The organism is Streptosporangium roseum DSM 43021 (assembly GCF_000024865.1).
Lineage (GTDB): Bacteria > Actinomycetota > Actinomycetes > Streptosporangiales > Streptosporangiaceae > Streptosporangium > Streptosporangium roseum.
In genome coordinates, this window is the sequence record NC_013595.1 from 2,692,987 (window position 1) to 2,709,854 (window position 16,868).

Below are 16,868 nucleotides of genomic sequence, written 5' to 3' on the forward strand. Positions count from 1 at the left end.
GCGGGAGCCGGAGCGTCGCCGGCGGATCGGATCCGAGTAGGCGTCGCCGGAACAGGGGATCCGGCGGCGGCCGTACGGCAGGCCGGGTGAGCTGGTCGCGCACGTGCAGGGCCTGACCAGGCCCCTGCGCGGTCCGGATTCTTCGCCGACCTCGCGCGGACGACCCTGCGCGGGCGACAACCGGCCCGGATCCGATGGGCGGATCCCCGTGACGTGCGGGCCTGCGCGCCGAGCGCGCGGGTCCGTCTGCGGATGCGCCGGCCTTCAGGAGAAACCCTCCTTGAGGTCCGATCAATATCCTGCTTTGGCGGGTAAGGCTTGTCGAACGGGCTCCATGTCGGTTGAATGATCGGACCAATCGCCCGGGGGAGAGCCATGATCGACGCGCATCACCATGTCTGGGACCTGTCCGTGCGGGACCAGGACTGGATCACCGGTCCCGAGCTGGCTCCGCTGCGGCGGAACTTCGGCGTCGAGGACCTGCCGGCGGCCGCCTCCGGGGTGACGGCCACGGTGCTCGTGCAGACGATCACCGTGCCGGAGGAGACGCCGGAGTTCCTGGCCCTGGCCGAGGCGCACGACCTGATCGCGGCGGTGGTCGGCTGGACCGACCTGACCGCCCCCTCGGCGGCCGACGACCTCGACGCGCTGCGGGCCGTGCCGGGCGGCCGCTACCTGCGCGGCATCCGGCACCAGGTGCAGGGCGAGGCCGACCCGCGCTGGCTCTGCCGGGAGGACGTGCGGCGCGGCCTCGCGGCGGTCGGGCGGGCCGGGCTCGTCTACGAGCTGCTCACTCTCCCGCACCAGCTCCCCGCCGCGATCGAGACCGCGGCCGCGCTGCCCGATCTCGCCTTCGTGCTCGACCACTGCTCCAAGCCGCCGGTCGCCTCGGGGGTGCTGGAGCCGTGGGCCACGCTGGTCCGCGAGCTGGCCGCCCGTCCGAACGTCACGTGCAAGCTGTCCGGCCTCCTCACCGAGGCGGACTGGGACGGCTGGACGGCCGGGGACCTGCGGCCCTACGTCGACGTGGTGCTGGAGGCCTTCGGGCCGGAGCGGGTCATGTTCGGCTCCGACTGGCCGGTCTGCCTGCTCGCCGCGCCATACGAGAGCGTGCTGGAGACCACCCGCTCGCTCACCGCGCACCTGTCGGAGGCCGAGCGCGAGGAGGTGTTCGGCGGGGTGGCCGCCCGCGTCTACGGCATCGCCTGAGCCACCCGCGCGGTCCGGGCCCGCCGGCGTGTACGGGGTGCCACCCGGCCTGCCCGGTGTGTACGGCCCTGCCCGGCCGGCCGTTCAGCGTCCGGGACCCTCCTGGAGGCGCCGGCGGACCGGGGCGTAGTGGGCCTCGATGGCCCGGGTGAACGCGGTGACGTCTCCGGCGGAGACCGCCGCGACGATCGCGTGGTGCGCCTCGACGGTCTCCCGCACCGACTCGGGGCTGGTGTCCAGCGTGTGGGCGACGATGGCGTGGACGTCCCAGAACGCGGCGGTGAGCTGGGTGATCAGCTCGTTGCCCAGCGGCTCCATGAGCAGCAGGTGGAACTCGCGGTCCTGATCGATGAAGGACTCGCCGCGGGCCGCGCGCTCGGCCATCTGGTCGGCGAGGTCGAGCAGCTCGCCGTGGATGCCGTCGTCGAAGGCGGCGAGGATGGGACCGGCGAGCCCCTGCTCTATCGTCTGGCGGACCTGGACCAGCTCGGAGAGCACCCGGAAGTCGTCGGACCGGCTGAGCAGCCCCCGGAAGGTCAGGCTCTCGACGAGCGCGGCGAGTGACAGCCGTCCGACGTAGGTGCCGTGCCCGTGGCGCACCTCGACGATGTCGAGGGCGGTGAGGGTCTTGATCGCCTCGCGGACGCTGGAGCGGCTGGCTCCCACGGCGGCGCACAGCTCCGCCTCGGTGGGCAGGGGATCGCCGGGTCCCAGGCGGTTCTGCAAGATGTACTGCTTGATGCGCTCCGCCACCTCATGCTGGCGCAACATCACGCCGCGTGACCCTCGCGAGATGGACTCGATCTCGACCAACCTCTTGCCCTTTCTTGGTGGGGCCGTCTACATTCCAACCTTATCGGCATCAGACATCAGACGTCATATGATTGCCGAAAACACCCCCCGGTCTCTGTAACGGCCCTGATCAAAGGAGTGGACGACGTGCCCCACCTCTCCGCCGCACCCATGAACCGTCGCGGTTTCCTGCAGTTCGTCGGGGCCGTGAGCGCCGCCACCGCCTTCACCGGCTCGCTGGCCGCCTGCTCCGGTCCGGAGTCCACCACGGGCCCCGCGCCGGCGGCCGCGGCGGACACGATCGAGGCGGGCATCTCCTACGCCCTGTCGACCGGCTTCGATCCGATGACCTCCTCCGGCGCGACGCCGGTCGCCGCCAACATGCACGTCTTCGAGGCGCTGTTCGACCTCGACCCGGTGACCCGCGAGTCCTACGCCGCGCTGGCCGCGCGCGACCTGGAGAAGGTGGACGACACGACCTACAAGGTCGCGCTCCGCGACGGCGCGACCTTCCATGACGGCTCCGCCGTGACGGCCGGCGACGTGGCCTTCAGCTTCCAGCGCGTGATGGACCCGGCCAACGCCTCGCTCATGGTGCAGTTCATCCCGTTCGTCGAGAGCGTCACCGCCGCCGACGCCAAGACCGTCGAGATCAAGCTCAAGTACGCCTTCCCGCTGCTCAAGGAGCGGCTCGCGGTCGTCAAGATCGTGCCCAAGGCCCTCGTCGAGAAGGACAAGACCGCCTTCGACGCCAAGCCCGTCGGTTCCGGCCCCTACAGGCTGGTCGAGGCGACCAAGGAAGACAAGATCGTCTTCGAGCGGTGGGACAAGTACAACGGCACCCGCCCGGCCAAGGTCAAGAACATGGTCTGGCGGCTGCTGTCCGACTCCTCGGCCCGCGTCACCGCGCTGGAGTCGGGCCGGGTGGCGGCGATCGAGGACGTCCCCTACATCGACGTGCAGAAGGTCGGCCAGAAGCACAAGCTTGAGGCCGCGCAGTCCTTCGGCCTGCTCTTCCTCATGTTCAACTGCGCCGAGAAGCCCTTCGACGACAAGCGCGTGCGCCAGGCGCTGCACTACGCCATCGACACCGACAAGGTGATCCAGACGGCGATGCTCGGCAACGCCGCCGCGGCCACGGGTTACGTGCAGGAGACCCATCCGGCCTACGCCAAGGCCTCGACCGTCTACGGCTACGACCCGGACAAGGCCAAGGCGCTGCTGAAGGAGGCCGGCGTCTCCGGCCTGAACGTCACCATGGTGACCACCGACACCGGCTGGGTGAAGGACGCCGTCCCGGTCATCAAGGAGGGCTGGGACGCCGTCGGCGTGACCACCACCCTCGACATCGGCCAGTCCGGCGGCCAGTACACCAACAAGGTCGACCCCGGCAAGTTCCAGATCCTGGTGGCGCCCGGCGACCCGTCGGTCTTCGGAAACGACATGGACCTGCTGCTCCGCTGGTTCTTCGACGGCCTCTGGCCGCAGAAGCGGTTCCGCTGGGACGGCACCAAGGAGGCGGGGAAGGTCCTGGGGCTGCTCGACGAGGCGGCGAAGACCGGCGACGCGGCGGAGCAGAAGAAGCTGTGGGCGGAGGCGGTCGACGTCATCGCCGAGGAGGCGCCGCTCTACCCGATCCTGCACCGCAAGCTGCCCACCGCCTGGAACGACAAGAAGCTGACCGGCTTCAGGCCCATCCCCACGACGGGCCTGTCGTTCCTCGACGTCGGCCTCGCCTGATCCCTCCGCGACGAGAAAGACACCATGTTCGCGTTCCTACGACTGGCCGCGAGACGGCTGGTGACCCTGCCGCTCATGCTCGCCGGGGTCACCCTGCTCGTCTTCGTCGTCCTCCAGTTCTCGCCAAACGACCCGGCGTACAACGCCCTCGGCGAAAGCGCGAGCGAGCAGGCGCGCGCGGCCTACGCGGCGGCTCACGGGCTGGACGACCCGCTGCCGGTGCGCTACGTGCGGTTCCTGGGGCAGCTCGTCCAGGGTGACCTGGGATACACCGCTCCGCCCGCCGCGCCGGTGGTCGACCGCATCGTCACGGCCTTCCCGCTGACCATGCAGCTCACCCTGCTGGCCCTCGTGCTCGCGGTCGCCCTCGCCCTCGGTCTCGGCACCGTCGGCGCCCTCTACCGCGACCGCTGGCCGGACCAGGTGACCCGCCTGGTCTCCATCGCGGGTGTGGCGGTGCCGTCGTTCTGGCTGGGGATCCTGCTCATCCAGGAGTTCGCGCTCGGCGTCGAGCTGTTCCCGACCGGCGGCTACGTCAACCCCGCCGACTCCCTCACCGGGTGGCTGCGCTCGCTCGCGCTGCCGGCGATCGCGACCGCCGTACCGGTGGCGGCCTCGCTGGCGCGGCTGGTGCGCACCTCGATGGTCGAGGAGATGGACCGCGACTACGTCCGTACCGCCACCGGCAACGGCCTGCCCCGGTCGGTCGTCATCCGCGGCGCGCTGCGCAACGCGCTCATCACCCCGCTGACCGTGCTCGGACTCCGCGTGGGCTACCTGCTGAGCGGCGCCGTGGTCATCGAGACGATCTTCGACCTGCCCGGCATGGGCAAGCTCATCCTCGACGGCGTCACCAATGGTGACGTCGCCCTGGTCCAGGGGTCGGTGCTGACGATCGCGGTGTCGTTCCTCGTGGTGAATCTCATCGTCGACCTGCTCTATCTCCTCGTCAATCCGCGGATCCGGGTGGTATGACCATGTTCCGACCGCAACTCGTCTCCCGGCTCACCCGCCCGGGCCTCCGCTTCTCCCGGCTGTCACCGGTCACGATCGTCTCCCTGACCGTCCTCGCGGTGGTGGGGCTGCTCGCCCTCCTCGCCCCCCTCGTCGCGGGAGACCCGCTGGCGACCGGCGTCCCGGCCACCCCGCCCGGCGCCGAGCACTGGTTCGGCACCGACCGCGCCGGCCGCGACGTCTTCGCCCGGGTCGCCCACGGCGCGCGATCCTCGCTCCTCGTCGGCCTGGGCGCCACCGCGGTGGCGGTGCTCGCCGGCGCGGTGCTCGGCAGCCTCGCGGCCACCTCCCGCAAGCTCGTCGGGGAGGGCATCATGCGCGTCCTCGACGTGATCATGGCCTTCCCGCCCATCGCGCTCGCCGCGGTGCTGGTGGCGGTCTTCGGCCGCGACCTCATGCTGCTGACCCTGACCATCTCCTTCCTGTACGTGCCGCATCTGACCCGCGTGGTGCGGGCCAACGTCCTGGCGCAGTACGGCGAGGACTACGTCGCCGCCGAGCAGGTGATCGGCGCCCCCCGCTGGTACGTCCTGGTCAAGCACGTCGCGATCAACTGCGCCGCGCCGGTCCTGGTCTTCGCCACCCTGCTGGTGGCGGAAGTGATCATCTTCGAGGCGAGCCTGTCGTTCATCGGCGCGGGCATCCAGGATCCCGCGCCGAGCTGGGGCAACGTCCTGGCCTACGGCCGGCAGATCGTGCTCGCCGGTGGCTGGTGGGCCACGTTCTTCCCCGGCCTGGCCATCCTGCTCACGGTGCTCGCGCTCAACCTGCTCGCCGAGGGGCTGACCGACGCCTGGGCGGCCCCCCGCACCGCCCGCCCCAGGACGCCGCAGGCCGTGACCGTGGCGACGGCCGTACCGGCCGCCGACCCCGCGATGATCGGCGCCGCGCCCGGAGACGGCGGGGTGGTGCTCGGCGGCGACGCGGCGCCCGCGCCCGCCGGCGGGGGCCCGGTCCCCGGTCCGAGCGCCGAGGTCGACGCCGCGCTCGCCCGGCTCGCCGTCGTGGTGGCCGGGCGCGAGCCCCGGGTCGCGCCGCTGCCGGACACGGCGAAGACACTGCTGTCGGTCCAGGACCTGACGATCCGCTTCCCCCAGCGCTACGGCGACGTCCCGGTCGTGCAGTCGCTCTCCTTCGACGTGCGCACCGGCGAGGCGCTCGGCCTGGTCGGGGAGTCCGGCTGCGGCAAGAGCCTGACCAGCCTGGCGATCATGGGGCTGCTGCCGCGCGGCGCACAGGTCAGCGGCCGGATCGAGTACGGCGGGCGGGACATCCTCGCGCTCCCGCCCCGGCAGCGGCGGGCGATCTCCGGCCCGGAGATCGCCATGGTCTACCAGGACGCCATGTCGTCGCTGAACCCGTCGGTCCTCGTCGGCACCCAGCTACGGCAGCTGACCCGCCGGGGCGGCACGCGGACGCCGGAGGAACTGCTCGAACTCGTGGGCCTGGACCCGCGGCGGACCCTGCGCAGCTACCCGCACGAGCTCTCCGGCGGCCAGCGCCAGCGGGTGCTGATCGCGATGGCGCTCTCGCGGAGCCCGCGCCTGCTCGTCGCCGACGAGCCCACGACGGCGCTCGACGTGACCGTGCAGGCCCAGGTGGTCGAGCTGCTCAGCCGGCTCAGGGACGAGCTCGGCTTCGCCATGGTGCTCGTCTCCCACGACCTCGGCCTGGTCGGCGAGCTCGTGCACCGGGTCGCGGTGATGTACGCGGGTCAGCTCGCGGAGGTCGGCACGGCCCCGCGGATCTTCTCCGGGGTGCGGCACCACTACGCCCGCGGCCTGCTCGGCTCCGTCCTCTCCCTGGAGGCCGGGGCGGAACGGCTGCACCAGGTGCCCGGGGTGGTGCCGGCGCCCCAGGACTTCGGCCCGGGCTGCCGTTTCGCCGGCCGGTGCGCGGCGGCCACCGAGCTGTGCCGCACGTCCCGGCCGGAGCTCGCCGGCGACCCGCACGACCACGCCCACGCCTGTTTCCACCCGGGTTTCCAGCCGGGCGCCGTCCAGGGCGCCGTCCGTGAAGGAGGACAGCTTTGAACGGGCCGGTCGTCAGCCTCGAACAGGTGCACGTCGTGCACACCGCGCGCAGCGGCGGGATGTTCAGCCGGGACAAGGTTCACGCCCTCACCGACGTCACCGTGTCCGTCGGGCAGGGGGAGATCCTCGGCGTCGTCGGGGAGTCCGGCTGCGGCAAGTCCACGCTGGCCAAGGTGGTGGTCGGCCTTCAGGCGCCCACCTCGGGGACGGTGCGTTTCCGGGGCGACGACCTGTGGTCCATGCCGGCGAAGGCGCGGCGCGAGACCTTCGGCACCTCCGTCGGCATGGTGTTCCAGGACGCCTCCACCGCCCTCAACCCGCGGCTGCCGGTCCGGCGGATCCTGCGCGACCCGCTGGACATCCACCGGCGCGGGACCGTACGGCAGCGCGAGGAGCGCGTGCGCGACCTGCTCGACCTGGTCGGGCTGCCCGGTCACACCGCCGACGCGCTGCCCGGCCGGCTCTCCGGCGGCCAGCGCCAGCGGGTCGCCGTGGCCCGTGCCCTGGCGCTCGAACCCCAGGTGATCGTCGCCGACGAGCCCACCAGCGCGCTCGACGTCTCGGTCCGCGCCCAGGTGCTCAACCTGCTGGTCGACCTGCGCGCGAACCTGGGGCTGGGCCTCGTCTTCATCTCCCACGACATCCAGACCGTCCGCTACCTCGCCGACCGGATCGCGGTCATGTACCTCGGCCGCGTGGTCGAGGAGGGCCCGGCCGCCGACGTGGTGGGCGAGGCCCGCCATCCCTACACGCGTGCGCTGTTCTCGGCCACCCCGAGCCTGCTCGACGGAACCGAGCGGATCGTGCTGACCGGCCCGGTGCCGTCGGCGACCCGCCCGCCGTCGGGCTGCCCCTTCCGCACCCGTTGCTGGAAGGCCACAGACGAGTGCGCGGCGCAATTCCCGCCGAGCACGCCGGCAGGCCGGGAGAGCCGGCACTCCTGGCACTGCGTTCATCCCGAACCCCTTCTGAGGAGCATTCCGTGAGTCCCCGAGAGCCCCGCTTCAGCGGCGTCGTCCCCCCGCTCGTCACCCCCCTGACGCCGGGTGGAGAGGTCGACGTGCCGTCGCTGGAGCGGCTGGTCGAGTTCCTGGTCGAGGCCGGCGTCACCGGCCTGTTCGCGCTGGGCAGCTCCGGCGAGGCCGCCTTCCTCACCGACGCCCGGCGCGACAGGGCGCTGGAGGTCGTGGTGCGGACGGTCGCGGGCCGGGTCCCCGTGCTCGCGGGATGCATCGAGACGACGACCGCCCGCGTGATCGAGAGGGCCGAGGTCGCCGCCAAGCTCGGCGCCGACGCGACCGTGGTGACCGCGCCCTTCTACACCCGCATCCACCCGCTGGAGATCGACCGCCACTTCCGGGCGGTCCGGGCCGCGGTCGACCTGCCGATGTTCGCCTACGACGTGCCGGTGTCGGTGCACACCAAGCTCGCCGTCGACCAGGTGCTGGCGCTGGCCGCCGACGGGGTCATCGACGGCCTCAAGGACTCCAGCGGCGACGACGTCGGTTTCCGCCAGGTGGTGCTCGGCGCCGCCGGCCTGCCGGGCTTCTCCGCGCTGACCGGCCACGAGGTCGTCGTCGACGCGATGATGCTCGCCGGGGCGGACGGCGCGGTGCCGGGCCTGGGCAACGTCGACCCGCACGGCTACGTGCGCCTGCTCCGGGCCTGCGCCGAGGGCCGCTGGGCGGACGCCAAGGCGGAGCAGGACCGGCTGACCCGGCTGTTCCGCATCGTCGACGCCGCCTCCCCGGAGACGGCGGGCGGCAGCACGAGGGGGATCGGCGCGTTCAAGACGGCACTCGCCCTGCGCGGTGTCATCGCGAGCGCGGCCGTCTCGCAGCCCATGCGCGAGCTGACCGCCGACGAGACCCGTGCCGTGGCCTCCCACCTGCACGAGGCCGGGCTCCTGTGACCCTGGTCGTCGGCGTCGACATCGGCGGCACGAAGACCTCCGCCGGGCTGGTCGACTCCTCCGGCACCCTGCTGGCCGTACGGACGCTGCCGACCCCGGCGGCGCAGGGGCCGGCCGCGGTCCTGGACACCGCCGCCGGCCTGGTCGGCGAGGTCGCGTCAGGGGCCGGGGAGGTCACGGCGGTAGGCGTCGGCAGCGCGGGGGTGGTCGATCCGCGGCGCGGTGTGATCGTCTCGGCCACCGATGCCATCACCGGGTGGGCGGGCACCGACCTGCGCGGCGAGGTGTCCCGCAGGCTCGGCCTGCCGGTCGCGGTCGACAACGACGTGCACGCGCACGCGCTCGGCGAGCAGTGGCGTGGCGCCGCCGCCGGCTACGCCGACGTGCTGCTGGTGGCCGTGGGCACCGGGATCGGCGCCTCCGTCGTCCTCGGCGGGCGGGTGCTGCGCGGCGCGCACTCCGTGGCCGGTCACGCCGGTCACGTGCCCGCCGTGGCGGCGGCCGGCCGGCCCTGCCCGTGTGGCGGGTACGGGCACGTCGAGGCGGTCGCGTCCGGCCCCGCCATGCTCGCGGAGTACCGCGGCCGCGCCGCGGCCGCGGCGACGGAACCGTCCGGTGCGCCGGAACCGGCGGGTGTGCCGGGATCGGCGGGTGCGCCGGAACCGGCGGGTGTGCCGGGATCGGCGGGTGTGCCGGGACTGGCCGGTGCGCCCGGATCGTCCGGCGTTACGGGACCGGCCGCCGTATCGGAACCGGCCGCTGTATCGGGATCGGCCCGAGTGACGGGACTGGCCGACGTCGCCCGGCTCGCCGCGGAGGGCGACCGGATCGCCGTCTCCGTCCTGACCGGGGGAGCGGCGGCGCTCGGTTCGACGATCGGAGGACTCATGAACGTCATCGATCCCGAAGTCGTGGTGGTCGGGGGAGGCGTCGCCGCGTGCGGAGAGCTGTGGTGGCAGGCCCTGCGCGAGGGGATCGCCGCCGAGGTGCTGCCCGCGCTGCGCGAGGTGCCCGTCGGACCGGCCGCGCTCGGCGGTGACGCCGCCCTGCTCGGCGCCGCCCGAATGGCCCTGGAGGTGGCCGGATGAGCCCCGCCGGACAGCCCGGCCCGGACGCCGGCCGCGACGATCCTGTGAGCCCGGCCGGACGGCGTGGCCCGGACGTCGGCCGGGACGATCCTGTGAGCCCGGCCGGACGGCGTGGCCCGGAGGCCGGCCAAGGGGACTCCACCGCCCCGGACGCCGGGCGGGGCGGTGCCGTGAACGCGCTGCTCGCCGCGGTCCGGGGCCGGGTCATCGTGTCCTGCCAGGCCTACCCCGGCGAGCCGATGCGTGACGCCGACACGATGTGCCGCGTGGCCCAGGCGGCCGCGGCCGGCGGGGCGGCGGGCATCCGCGCCCAGGGCCCGGAGGACCTGCGCCGGATAAGGGCCGCGCTGGACCTTCCCCTCATCGGCCTCTGGAAGGACGGCGCGGACGACGTCTTCATCACCCCGACGGTCGAGCACGCCTTCGAGGTCGCCGCGGCCGGTGCCGACATCGTGGCACTCGACGGCACCGGCCGCCCCCGCCCCGACGGCCGCACCCTCGCGCAGACCGTCCGGGCGGTGCACGAGCACACCGGCAGGCTCGTCATGGCCGACGTCTCGACCTACGACGAGGGCGTCGCCGCGGCCGAGGCGGGAGCCGACCTCGTGGGGACGACGCTCGCCGGCTACACGCCGTACTCGCGCGGCGGCCCCGGCCCGGACCTCGACCTGGTCGGCAGGCTCGCCCGTGACCTGCCCGTCCCGGTGATCGCGGAGGGGCGCATCCACACCACCGAGCAGGCCGCCGAGGCGATCCGGCGGGGAGCGCACGCGGTCGTCGTCGGCACCGCCATCACCCACCCGACGAGCATCACCCGCTGGTTCGCGCGGGCGATCGGCGACGCCTGCCCGCCCGGGTGACCGGCCGTGGCTACGGCGCCGGCCGGGTGCCCCCGCCCGCCGGGCCGGACGGCCGCCCGGCCCGCCTGAAGAAGGCGGCCACCGCGTAGGGGTCGACGGGGTCGGTGAGCAGGGCGAGCATCTCGTCCCTGCGCGCCGGGTCCACCTTGAACGGGTGGCCGAACACGTGCGGGCCCTGCCCGTCGCCCAGCAGCCTGGTCAGCATCAGGTCGCCGGGCAGGGCCTGCCGGGGCAGGAGTTCGTCGGTCAGCGTCACCGGCTCCTTCCCGTCCGTCAGGTCGCGCAGGGTGATCTCGTCCCCGGCGACCTCAAGGACCTCCCACAGGCGCAGCGGCGTCCTGCGCCAGGACTCCAGCAGCTCCGCCTCGTCGTCGCGCAGCCACTCGCGCCGCGCGTCCAGGAACTCTCCGACGACGTCGTTCTCGAACAGCGCCAGGTCGGCGAGGGCGGGCTCGGCCACCCGGATGCTCAGCGCGACCAGGTCGTCGATCAGCCGCCTGCGGGCCGGGCGGTAGCCGTAGGCGAGCAGCTGCCGGAACAGGTGCGCGGCCCGCGCCGGCAGCGGATCGGCCGGGTTGGTACGGCACGCGGCGTATTCGGCCGCGTCCTGCTCGGCCGGAGCCAGCCCCGGGGCGAGGGAGAGCACCTCGTCGATGAGCCCGGAGGCCTCGAACGAGCGGCCCTCGCCCTCGGCCGACCTGGCGATCAGCAGCAGCGCGGCCGGTTCGGTGCGGGGGAGCGCCTCGATCAGGCCGGGGCCGAGCGGCTCGCGCTCCACCTCGTCGGCGATCCTGGCGAGCACCGCCTCCGAGCGCGACAGGTAGGTGATCGCCTTGGACAGGTCGCCGCCCTCGCCGTAGGTGCGCAGCGCGCTGCGGACCAGGGCCAGCCTGATGACGTCCAGCGGGGCCAGGTCGGCGACCGACTCGGTGTCCCAGGGCGCGCCCACGATGCCGACCCGGCCGCCCCGCACCTCCAGCGCGGCCTCGCGCAGCAGCGGGGCCAGCGGCGGGAGCGGGTCGGCGAAGGTCTCGGGGGCCTTCATCAGCAGGTCGAGGACCACCACGTCGATCGGGACGCCGGGGGCGGGCTCCAGCCCCTCGGCGAAGGCCCGCAGGGCGTCCAGTGCCTGCTCGCCGAACTCCTGGACGACCCGGATCGCCCGCTCCGCGGGGAAGCCGGTCAGGTCCGCGATCGACAGCTCCAGCGCCCCGCCGCGCAGGCGCAGCGCGACCACGTCCTCCGGCTCCACCTCCGCCAGCCAGCCGGCCGGTCCCGTCAGGGACGGCTCGCCCGCCTCGACCACGGTGCGCACCAGGCCGCCCCCGGCGAGGGGGATCCCGTCGCCGTCGGCCAGCCGCGCCCACAGCCGCAGGTCGTCGACGGCCGCCAGCGCACCGGCCGTCAGCTCGGCCCGGGTGACCAGGTGCGTCAGCACCGCGCCCTCGCTCAACCTCAGAAGCTCGCTCATCTGTCCATTGTTCTTGACATCCGGACACGACGGCGCCGCCGCCCCTCCAGGAGGAGGGACGGCGGTGCCGGAGAGACGGTCAGGGCCTGGTCAGACCCAGGGTGTAGGAGCCCGAGCCGCTGTAGGCGTGGACCCGGACGCGGTAGGTGCCCGCGGTGCCGTTGTAGGTGAAGGCCTCGTCGGGGTTGGGGGTGGTCCCGCTGGCCACGTTGGTCCAGGTGGAACCGTTCAGCTTCTGCAGGTAGGCGTCGTAGTCGGTGCCGTTCGGGCCGTCCAGGCAGATGCGCTGCACGCCCGCCCCGGCGGTGTAGCCGGTGCTGCTCGGCTGGTAGCCGTTCTGGTTGGAGGTCAGCGAGCCGTTGTAGGTGTTCTGGTAGCCGGTGCAGCCGGTCGGCGGGTTGCTGCCCCCGGTGACCAGGGTGAGCCCGTAGACCTGCAGGATCTCGTTGATCGGCTGGAAGTAGGTCGTGCCGCCGGAGGAGCAGTTGCCCGACCCGCCGGAGGTGACGCCCTGGGCCTGGCTGCCGGAGATGTAGGAACCGCCGGAGTCGCCTGGCTCGGCGCACACGCTGGTACGGCCCAGGCCGGTGATGGTGCCCTCGGGGTAGGTGACGCTGGCGTTGCGGGCCTGGATGGTGCCGCAGTGCCAGCCGGTGGTCGAGCCGGCCCGGCAGACCGACGAGCCCACGGCCGCGTCGGCCGACCCGCCGACCTGGACGATGCCGTTGCTGTAGCCGTTCACGACGCCGACCGGCGTCCAGTTGGAGTTGACCGCGACCCAGGCGTAGTCGTTGCCGGGGAAGGACGAGCCCTGGAAGGTGCCCTGCGCGACCTGGTTGGAGCCCCTGGTGCTGGCTCCGGTGGTGCCGCAGTGGCCCGCGGTGGCGAAGCCGCCCTGGGTGCCGCGGGTGACCGAGAAGCCGACCGAGCAGCGGGAGCCGCTGCCGATGTAGTAGGCGTCGCCGCCGCGGACGTCGTAGAGCGGCCGGGGCCGCTCGGTGGAGGCCTCCACGCGCACCAGCGCCCTGTCGAGCCCGGCGGCGTTCACGAACGCCTCCGCGGCGGCGGGGTCTCCCGCCAGCACGACGACGCTGTTGCTCTGCAGGTCGACGTACCAGGAGGGCACCACCCCGTACGGCGCGGCGGTGACGGCGTCGAGCCGTTCCCTGGCGGCTTCGAGCGTGGCCAGCGAGTGCTTGACGAGCTTCGCCTCCGCGCCGGCGCGGAGGATGGAGGTGATCTTCGTGGAGTCGGTGGTGGCGACCACGAACTCGGAGGTGGGGCCGGTCACCCAGGCGCCGGCGAAGTCCTTGCCGAGCTGCCCGCGGACGGCGGGCTCGACCTTGGCCGCGGCGGCCTCGTTGATCAGGCGGGCGGTGGCCTGCTCACCTGTGATCCCGAGGTCGCGCTTGAGGGCGTCGATCATGGCGGGGGCGGGCTTGGCGGCGGCCGCGGCCTGTGCCCGGGCCGTGGCGAACGCGGAGGGGGCGGGGTCGCCGCCGGGGGCCGCGTGGGCGGTGGCGGGGGTCGCCACCAGCGTGAGGGCGAGTGCGAAGCCCGCTGTAACGGCACTTCTGCGGAGCATGTGGTGTCTCCTCGTGTGGGGGGTGCCGCCAACGTAGCGGTGCTCACACGGGGCGTGGTTCTATCAATTGCTCCCTATCGCCACGATATGGGGAGGTGCCGAAGCGCGTTATGGGGAAGCGCCGAAGCGCGTTACGGGGAGGTGCCGAAGCGGGGGTTCTCGGCCAGCCACGCGGCGTATCGCGTGCTGCGCCGTACCGAGTCGGCGTGGGCGGCCTTCGCGTGCTCGACGACCGACGTGACGACCCGCGCGGCGGCTCCCTCGGGGTGCCAGCCGAGCAGTTGCCGCCAGCGCAGCGGCGCGTCGGCGAGCGGCACCATCGCGATGCCCGGGGCGGGCTGGAAGGTCGCCTGGCACAGTACGGCCGCGCGACCGACCTTGGCCAGGTGCATGCACGTGCCCACGTCGGTCTCGTAGATGGTCTGGGGAGTGAAGCCCGCGCGGGTGCAGGCCGTGGCGAAGCAGTCGCCGAAACAGCTGTCGCCGGGGGTGACCGCCCACCGCTCGCCGGCCAGTTCGGCCAGCGCCACCTCCTTCCGGCCGACCAGCGGGTGGTTGTCGTCGAGCAGCACGAAGACGGGGTCCACCCCCACGGTCAGCCACACCACCGGCCCTTCCACCGGTGGCGGGCTCTCCCCGCAGGCGCCGATGAGCGCGAAGTCGAGCCGGCCGAGCATGACCATCGCGGTCAGCTCCTTGGCCGACCAGGAGGTGTAGGTGCTCACCGGCGTCGACGGCCACGCCGTGGCGAGCCGGTCCACCAGGCCGCCCAGGACCGGCCCGTTGGTGGCGCCCAGCCGGTAGCTGGGGACGTCGCCGCTGGTGTTGGCGAACCGCACCGCCTCTTCCTGCAGCTCCCGGGCGGCGGGCAGCAGAACCATCGCCCTGGACAGCACCAGTTCCCCGAGGGGCGTGGGCCGCGCGCCGTTGTGGTCGCGTTCGAACAGAGCTCCCCCGAGCACCCGCTCTATCCGTTTGAGCTGCGCGGTCAGCGCAGGTTGGGCCAGTCCGAGATGGGTGGCCGCCTTGGTGACGCTCCCGGCCTCGGCGACCGCACGCACGATCTTGAGATGTCGGAGCTCAAGGTCCATACCGGGAAGGTAAGGCCGTGACAGTATGCCCGCAATGCAAACAAGTCATGAAATCTGACTCAATTTCGTGAAATCGTTTCAACAGAACGGGGCGCAGGTGAAGTGATGCGGGGGTGCCACAGGGTAGGCGAGTTCTTATGACGATGGGAATCGACCCGATGGACCTGGCCGAGGACGACCTGTTCCGCGAGCTGCGGCATCTGCACGCGACCCGTACCGAGACGCTCCTGCACGGCTCCGCCGACGCGCTCGCCAACCACACCACGCGGACAGAGGAACTGGAGGGGGAATACCTGCGCCGCCACCCCGAGCGGGACGTCGATCCCGAACGGCTGCGCGACGGCGCCCGGCGGCGTCAGGGGGCGGCATCATGAACGAGCGCCGCGACGTCCAGGCCCTGTCGGGAGTGGACACCGCCGTCTACGAGGCGGTGTCCGGGCTCGCGGTGGACGGCAGGAGGGCGACGGTCGCCGAGGTGGCCCACGCGACGGCCCTGCCGGAGGAGACGGTACGGCGCAGCCTCGACGAGCTGGCCGAGGCCGGCTGGCTGAAGGTCGCCGGGACCGCCTACGTCCTCGGCCCCCATGGCTGGGGACTGGAATATTGAGTGCCGGAGGCGCTACGGCCTCCACGGGCGAGGTGAAGTCCCCGGCCCGCGGGGACTCCGCGCCACCGAGGGTTATGATCCGGCCATGGACGTGGCCGCGCTCACCCCCGCCGAAGCCCGGAGCCGCTTCCGCGAGGGTCTGCGGGCGCCCACCGCCGGATGGTGCCGGGGTTGGACCCAGGCCAACCTGCTCGCTGTGCCCCGCGAGCTCGCCTACGACCTCCTGCTCTTCGCCCAGCGCAACCCCGTCGCCTGCCCCGTGCTGGACGTCGGGGACCCCGGCGCGGTCAGCACCGGGCTGTTCGGCGGGGACCTCCGCACAGACCTGCCCGCCTACCAGGTCTACGAGCGCGGCAGGGCCGTGGCCGACGTGGCCGACGCGCGCGACGTCTGGCGCGAGGACCTGGTGGCCTTCCTGCTGGGCTGCAGCTTCACCTTCGAGGACGCGCTGCTGCGGGCGGGCGTCCCGGTGCGGCACATCGAGGCCGGGACCAACGTGCCGATGTATCTCACCTCGCTGCCCTGCCGCCCGGCGGGCTCGCTGAGCGGTCCCATGGTGGTCTCCATGCGCCCGGTCCCGGCCTCCCTGGTGCCCGCCGCCGTCCGGGTGACGGCGAGATATCCGGCCGTGCACGGCGCGCCGGTCCACGTCGGCGATCCGGCGGAGATCGGGATCGCCGATCTCGGCGCGCCCGACTTCGGCGATCCCGTCGAGGTGCGGGCGGGGGAGATCCCGCTCTTCTGGGGCTGCGGGGTGACGCCGCAGGCCGCCGTCATGGCGAGCGGGGTGCCCTTCGCGATCGGCCACCTGCCGGGCCACATGGCGATCACGGACGCCCGGGACGACCGCTTCCAGCTTCCGTGAGCGCGGCCACCTGCCGTTCCAGGGCAGGCGCGCCGATGCGGTTGTCGATCTCGGCGTACGGCACGGCGGGCGGCTCGTCCACCCGGATCGCCCGCAGATACTCCTCGAAGCGGGCCAGCTTCCCCGCGTCCCTGGCGAGCCCCCGCCGTTCCAGCCTGGCCCGCAGGGTGGGGCCGTCCGACCGGATCCAGAGCAGGTGGACCGGTGGCCCGCCCAGCTCGTCCACCCAGCGCTCCCAGCGTGCCGCGTCGTGCACCTGGCCGGTGAACGGCCCGTCGAGCATCACCGGGCAGCCGTGGGAGCGGATCTGCCGGGCGAGCGCGGTCAGCCCGGCGTACTCGTGCCGCTTGACGTGCTCGTCGTACCAGGGGCCTTCGCGTTCTCCCTGGTCCCGGCCGTGGGCCCGCAGGGTGGCCGCCACGAACCCGCCGTAGGCGGTGTCCTTGTCGAGCAGCGCGGGCACCGGGTCCAGCCGGGCCAGCAGAGCCGCCGCCACACTCGACTTGCCCGCCCCCGGCGGCCCGCTCACCACCCACAACGCCCCCGGTCCCGTCATGTCCCGGCCGGCGCCTCCGTCCTCGGGGACCCTCAGCCCTGCCAT

16 protein-coding genes are annotated in these 16,868 nt (G+C 73.2%); 11 read left to right on the forward strand and 5 right to left on the reverse strand.

Annotated elements, in window-relative coordinates:
* The first annotated feature begins 375 nt into the window (after positions 1-375).
* A complete protein-coding gene (locus tag SROS_RS11965) occupies positions 376-1,209 on the forward strand; it encodes an amidohydrolase family protein (RefSeq protein WP_012889190.1) in 834 nt (277 codons plus the stop codon).
* 84 nt (positions 1,210-1,293) lie between these two features.
* Here the strand turns inward: SROS_RS11965 and SROS_RS11970 are convergent, their stop codons facing one another.
* A complete protein-coding gene (locus tag SROS_RS11970) occupies positions 1,294-1,980 on the reverse strand; it encodes a FadR/GntR family transcriptional regulator (RefSeq protein ID WP_043655367.1) in 687 nt (228 codons plus the stop codon).
* Between the two features lie 168 nt (positions 1,981-2,148).
* Here SROS_RS11970 and SROS_RS11975 point away from each other — a divergent pair, with 168 nt between their 5' ends.
* From SROS_RS11975 to SROS_RS12005, 7 genes are read left to right on the forward strand one after another with little or no spacing between them, the layout of a single operon-like run.
* Positions 2,149-3,741, forward strand: a complete 1,593-nt coding sequence (locus SROS_RS11975; protein WP_012889192.1) for an ABC transporter substrate-binding protein — start codon at positions 2,149-2,151, stop codon at positions 3,739-3,741.
* Between the two features lie 24 nt (positions 3,742-3,765).
* A complete protein-coding gene (locus SROS_RS11980) occupies positions 3,766-4,716 on the forward strand; it encodes an ABC transporter permease (protein WP_012889193.1) in 951 nt (316 codons plus the stop codon).
* Entirely contained in the window at positions 4,713-6,788 is a 2,076-nt protein-coding gene (locus tag SROS_RS11985; protein ID WP_012889194.1) for a dipeptide/oligopeptide/nickel ABC transporter permease/ATP-binding protein, read from the forward strand. The genes SROS_RS11980 and SROS_RS11985 overlap by 4 nt, the downstream gene beginning before the upstream one ends.
* Positions 6,785-7,774, forward strand: a complete 990-nt coding sequence (locus tag SROS_RS11990; protein WP_012889195.1) for an oligopeptide/dipeptide ABC transporter ATP-binding protein — start codon at positions 6,785-6,787, stop codon at positions 7,772-7,774. Before SROS_RS11985 ends, SROS_RS11990 begins: the two co-directional genes overlap by 4 nt.
* Positions 7,771-8,700 carry a dihydrodipicolinate synthase family protein gene (locus SROS_RS11995; protein ID WP_012889196.1) on the forward strand — a complete coding sequence of 310 codons (930 nt, stop codon included), beginning with the start codon at positions 7,771-7,773 and terminating at the stop codon, positions 8,698-8,700. Before SROS_RS11990 ends, SROS_RS11995 begins: the two co-directional genes overlap by 4 nt.
* Complete coding sequence (locus tag SROS_RS12000; protein WP_012889197.1) at positions 8,697-9,788, forward strand: ROK family protein; 1,092 nt, start codon at positions 8,697-8,699, stop codon at positions 9,786-9,788. Before SROS_RS11995 ends, SROS_RS12000 begins: the two co-directional genes overlap by 4 nt.
* The gene (locus tag SROS_RS12005; RefSeq protein WP_148269032.1) at positions 9,785-10,648 is read left to right on the forward strand and encodes an N-acetylmannosamine-6-phosphate 2-epimerase; all 864 of its coding nucleotides are present in this window, start codon (positions 9,785-9,787) and stop codon (positions 10,646-10,648) included. Before SROS_RS12000 ends, SROS_RS12005 begins: the two co-directional genes overlap by 4 nt.
* Before the next feature lie 10 nt (positions 10,649-10,658).
* Here the strand turns inward: SROS_RS12005 and SROS_RS12010 are convergent, their stop codons facing one another.
* From SROS_RS12010 to SROS_RS12020, 3 genes are all read right to left on the reverse strand, one after another.
* On the reverse strand, positions 10,659-12,119 hold the full coding sequence (locus SROS_RS12010) for a hypothetical protein (protein ID WP_012889199.1): 1,461 nt from the start codon (positions 12,117-12,119) through the stop codon (positions 10,659-10,661).
* A gap of 79 nt (positions 12,120-12,198) precedes the next feature.
* Entirely contained in the window at positions 12,199-13,704 is a 1,506-nt protein-coding gene (locus SROS_RS12015; RefSeq protein ID WP_012889200.1) for a S1 family peptidase, read from the reverse strand.
* A 131-nt stretch (positions 13,705-13,835) separates the two neighbouring features.
* Positions 13,836-14,795 (reverse strand): LysR family transcriptional regulator, encoded by a 960-nt coding sequence (locus SROS_RS12020; protein WP_012889201.1) that lies wholly within the window; start codon positions 14,793-14,795, stop codon positions 13,836-13,838.
* A 137-nt stretch (positions 14,796-14,932) separates the two neighbouring features.
* On the opposite strand from SROS_RS12020, the gene SROS_RS12025 reads away from it, so the two are divergent.
* The 3 genes from SROS_RS12025 (at position 14,933) to SROS_RS12035 (ending at position 16,267) form a co-directional block, all read left to right on the forward strand.
* Positions 14,933-15,169, forward strand: a complete 237-nt coding sequence (locus tag SROS_RS12025) for a DUF6158 family protein (protein ID WP_012889202.1) — start codon at positions 14,933-14,935, stop codon at positions 15,167-15,169.
* Positions 15,166-15,402, forward strand: coding sequence for a helix-turn-helix domain-containing protein (locus SROS_RS12030; protein ID WP_012889203.1), 237 nt, complete (start codon positions 15,166-15,168; stop codon positions 15,400-15,402). Before SROS_RS12025 ends, SROS_RS12030 begins: the two co-directional genes overlap by 4 nt.
* A gap of 85 nt (positions 15,403-15,487) precedes the next feature.
* On the forward strand, positions 15,488-16,267 hold the full coding sequence (locus SROS_RS12035) for a putative hydro-lyase (RefSeq protein WP_012889204.1): 780 nt from the start codon (positions 15,488-15,490) through the stop codon (positions 16,265-16,267).
* Here the strand turns inward: SROS_RS12035 and SROS_RS12040 are convergent.
* Positions 16,230-16,868, reverse strand: a complete 639-nt coding sequence (locus tag SROS_RS12040; protein ID WP_012889205.1) for a P-loop nucleotide/nucleoside kinase family protein — start codon at positions 16,866-16,868, stop codon at positions 16,230-16,232. The genes SROS_RS12035 and SROS_RS12040 overlap by 38 nt on opposite strands.

Bases quoted from the DNA above. Each gene is read 5' to 3' on its own strand.
- SROS_RS11965 (WP_012889190.1), top strand. From the start codon at position 376: ATGATCGACGCGCATCACCATGTCTGGGACCTGTCCGTGCGGGACCAG.
- SROS_RS11970 (WP_043655367.1), bottom strand. From the start codon at position 1,980: ATGTTGCGCCAGCATGAGGTGGCGGAGCGCATCAAGCAGTACATCTTG.
- SROS_RS11980 (WP_012889193.1), top strand. From the start codon at position 3,766: ATGTTCGCGTTCCTACGACTGGCCGCGAGACGGCTGGTGACCCTGCCG.
- SROS_RS11985 (WP_012889194.1), top strand. From the start codon at position 4,713: ATGACCATGTTCCGACCGCAACTCGTCTCCCGGCTCACCCGCCCGGGC.
- SROS_RS12005 (WP_148269032.1), top strand. From the start codon at position 9,785: ATGAGCCCCGCCGGACAGCCCGGCCCGGACGCCGGCCGCGACGATCCT.
- SROS_RS12010 (WP_012889199.1), bottom strand. From the start codon at position 12,119: ATGAGCGAGCTTCTGAGGTTGAGCGAGGGCGCGGTGCTGACGCACCTG.
- SROS_RS12015 (WP_012889200.1), bottom strand. From the start codon at position 13,704: ATGCTCCGCAGAAGTGCCGTTACAGCGGGCTTCGCACTCGCCCTCACG.
- SROS_RS12020 (WP_012889201.1), bottom strand. From the start codon at position 14,795: ATGGACCTTGAGCTCCGACATCTCAAGATCGTGCGTGCGGTCGCCGAG.
- SROS_RS12025 (WP_012889202.1), top strand. From the start codon at position 14,933: ATGACGATGGGAATCGACCCGATGGACCTGGCCGAGGACGACCTGTTC.
- SROS_RS12030 (WP_012889203.1), top strand. From the start codon at position 15,166: ATGAACGAGCGCCGCGACGTCCAGGCCCTGTCGGGAGTGGACACCGCC.
- SROS_RS12035 (WP_012889204.1), top strand. From the start codon at position 15,488: ATGGACGTGGCCGCGCTCACCCCCGCCGAAGCCCGGAGCCGCTTCCGC.
- SROS_RS12040 (WP_012889205.1), bottom strand. From the start codon at position 16,868: ATGGCAGGGCTGAGGGTCCCCGAGGACGGAGGCGCCGGCCGGGACATG.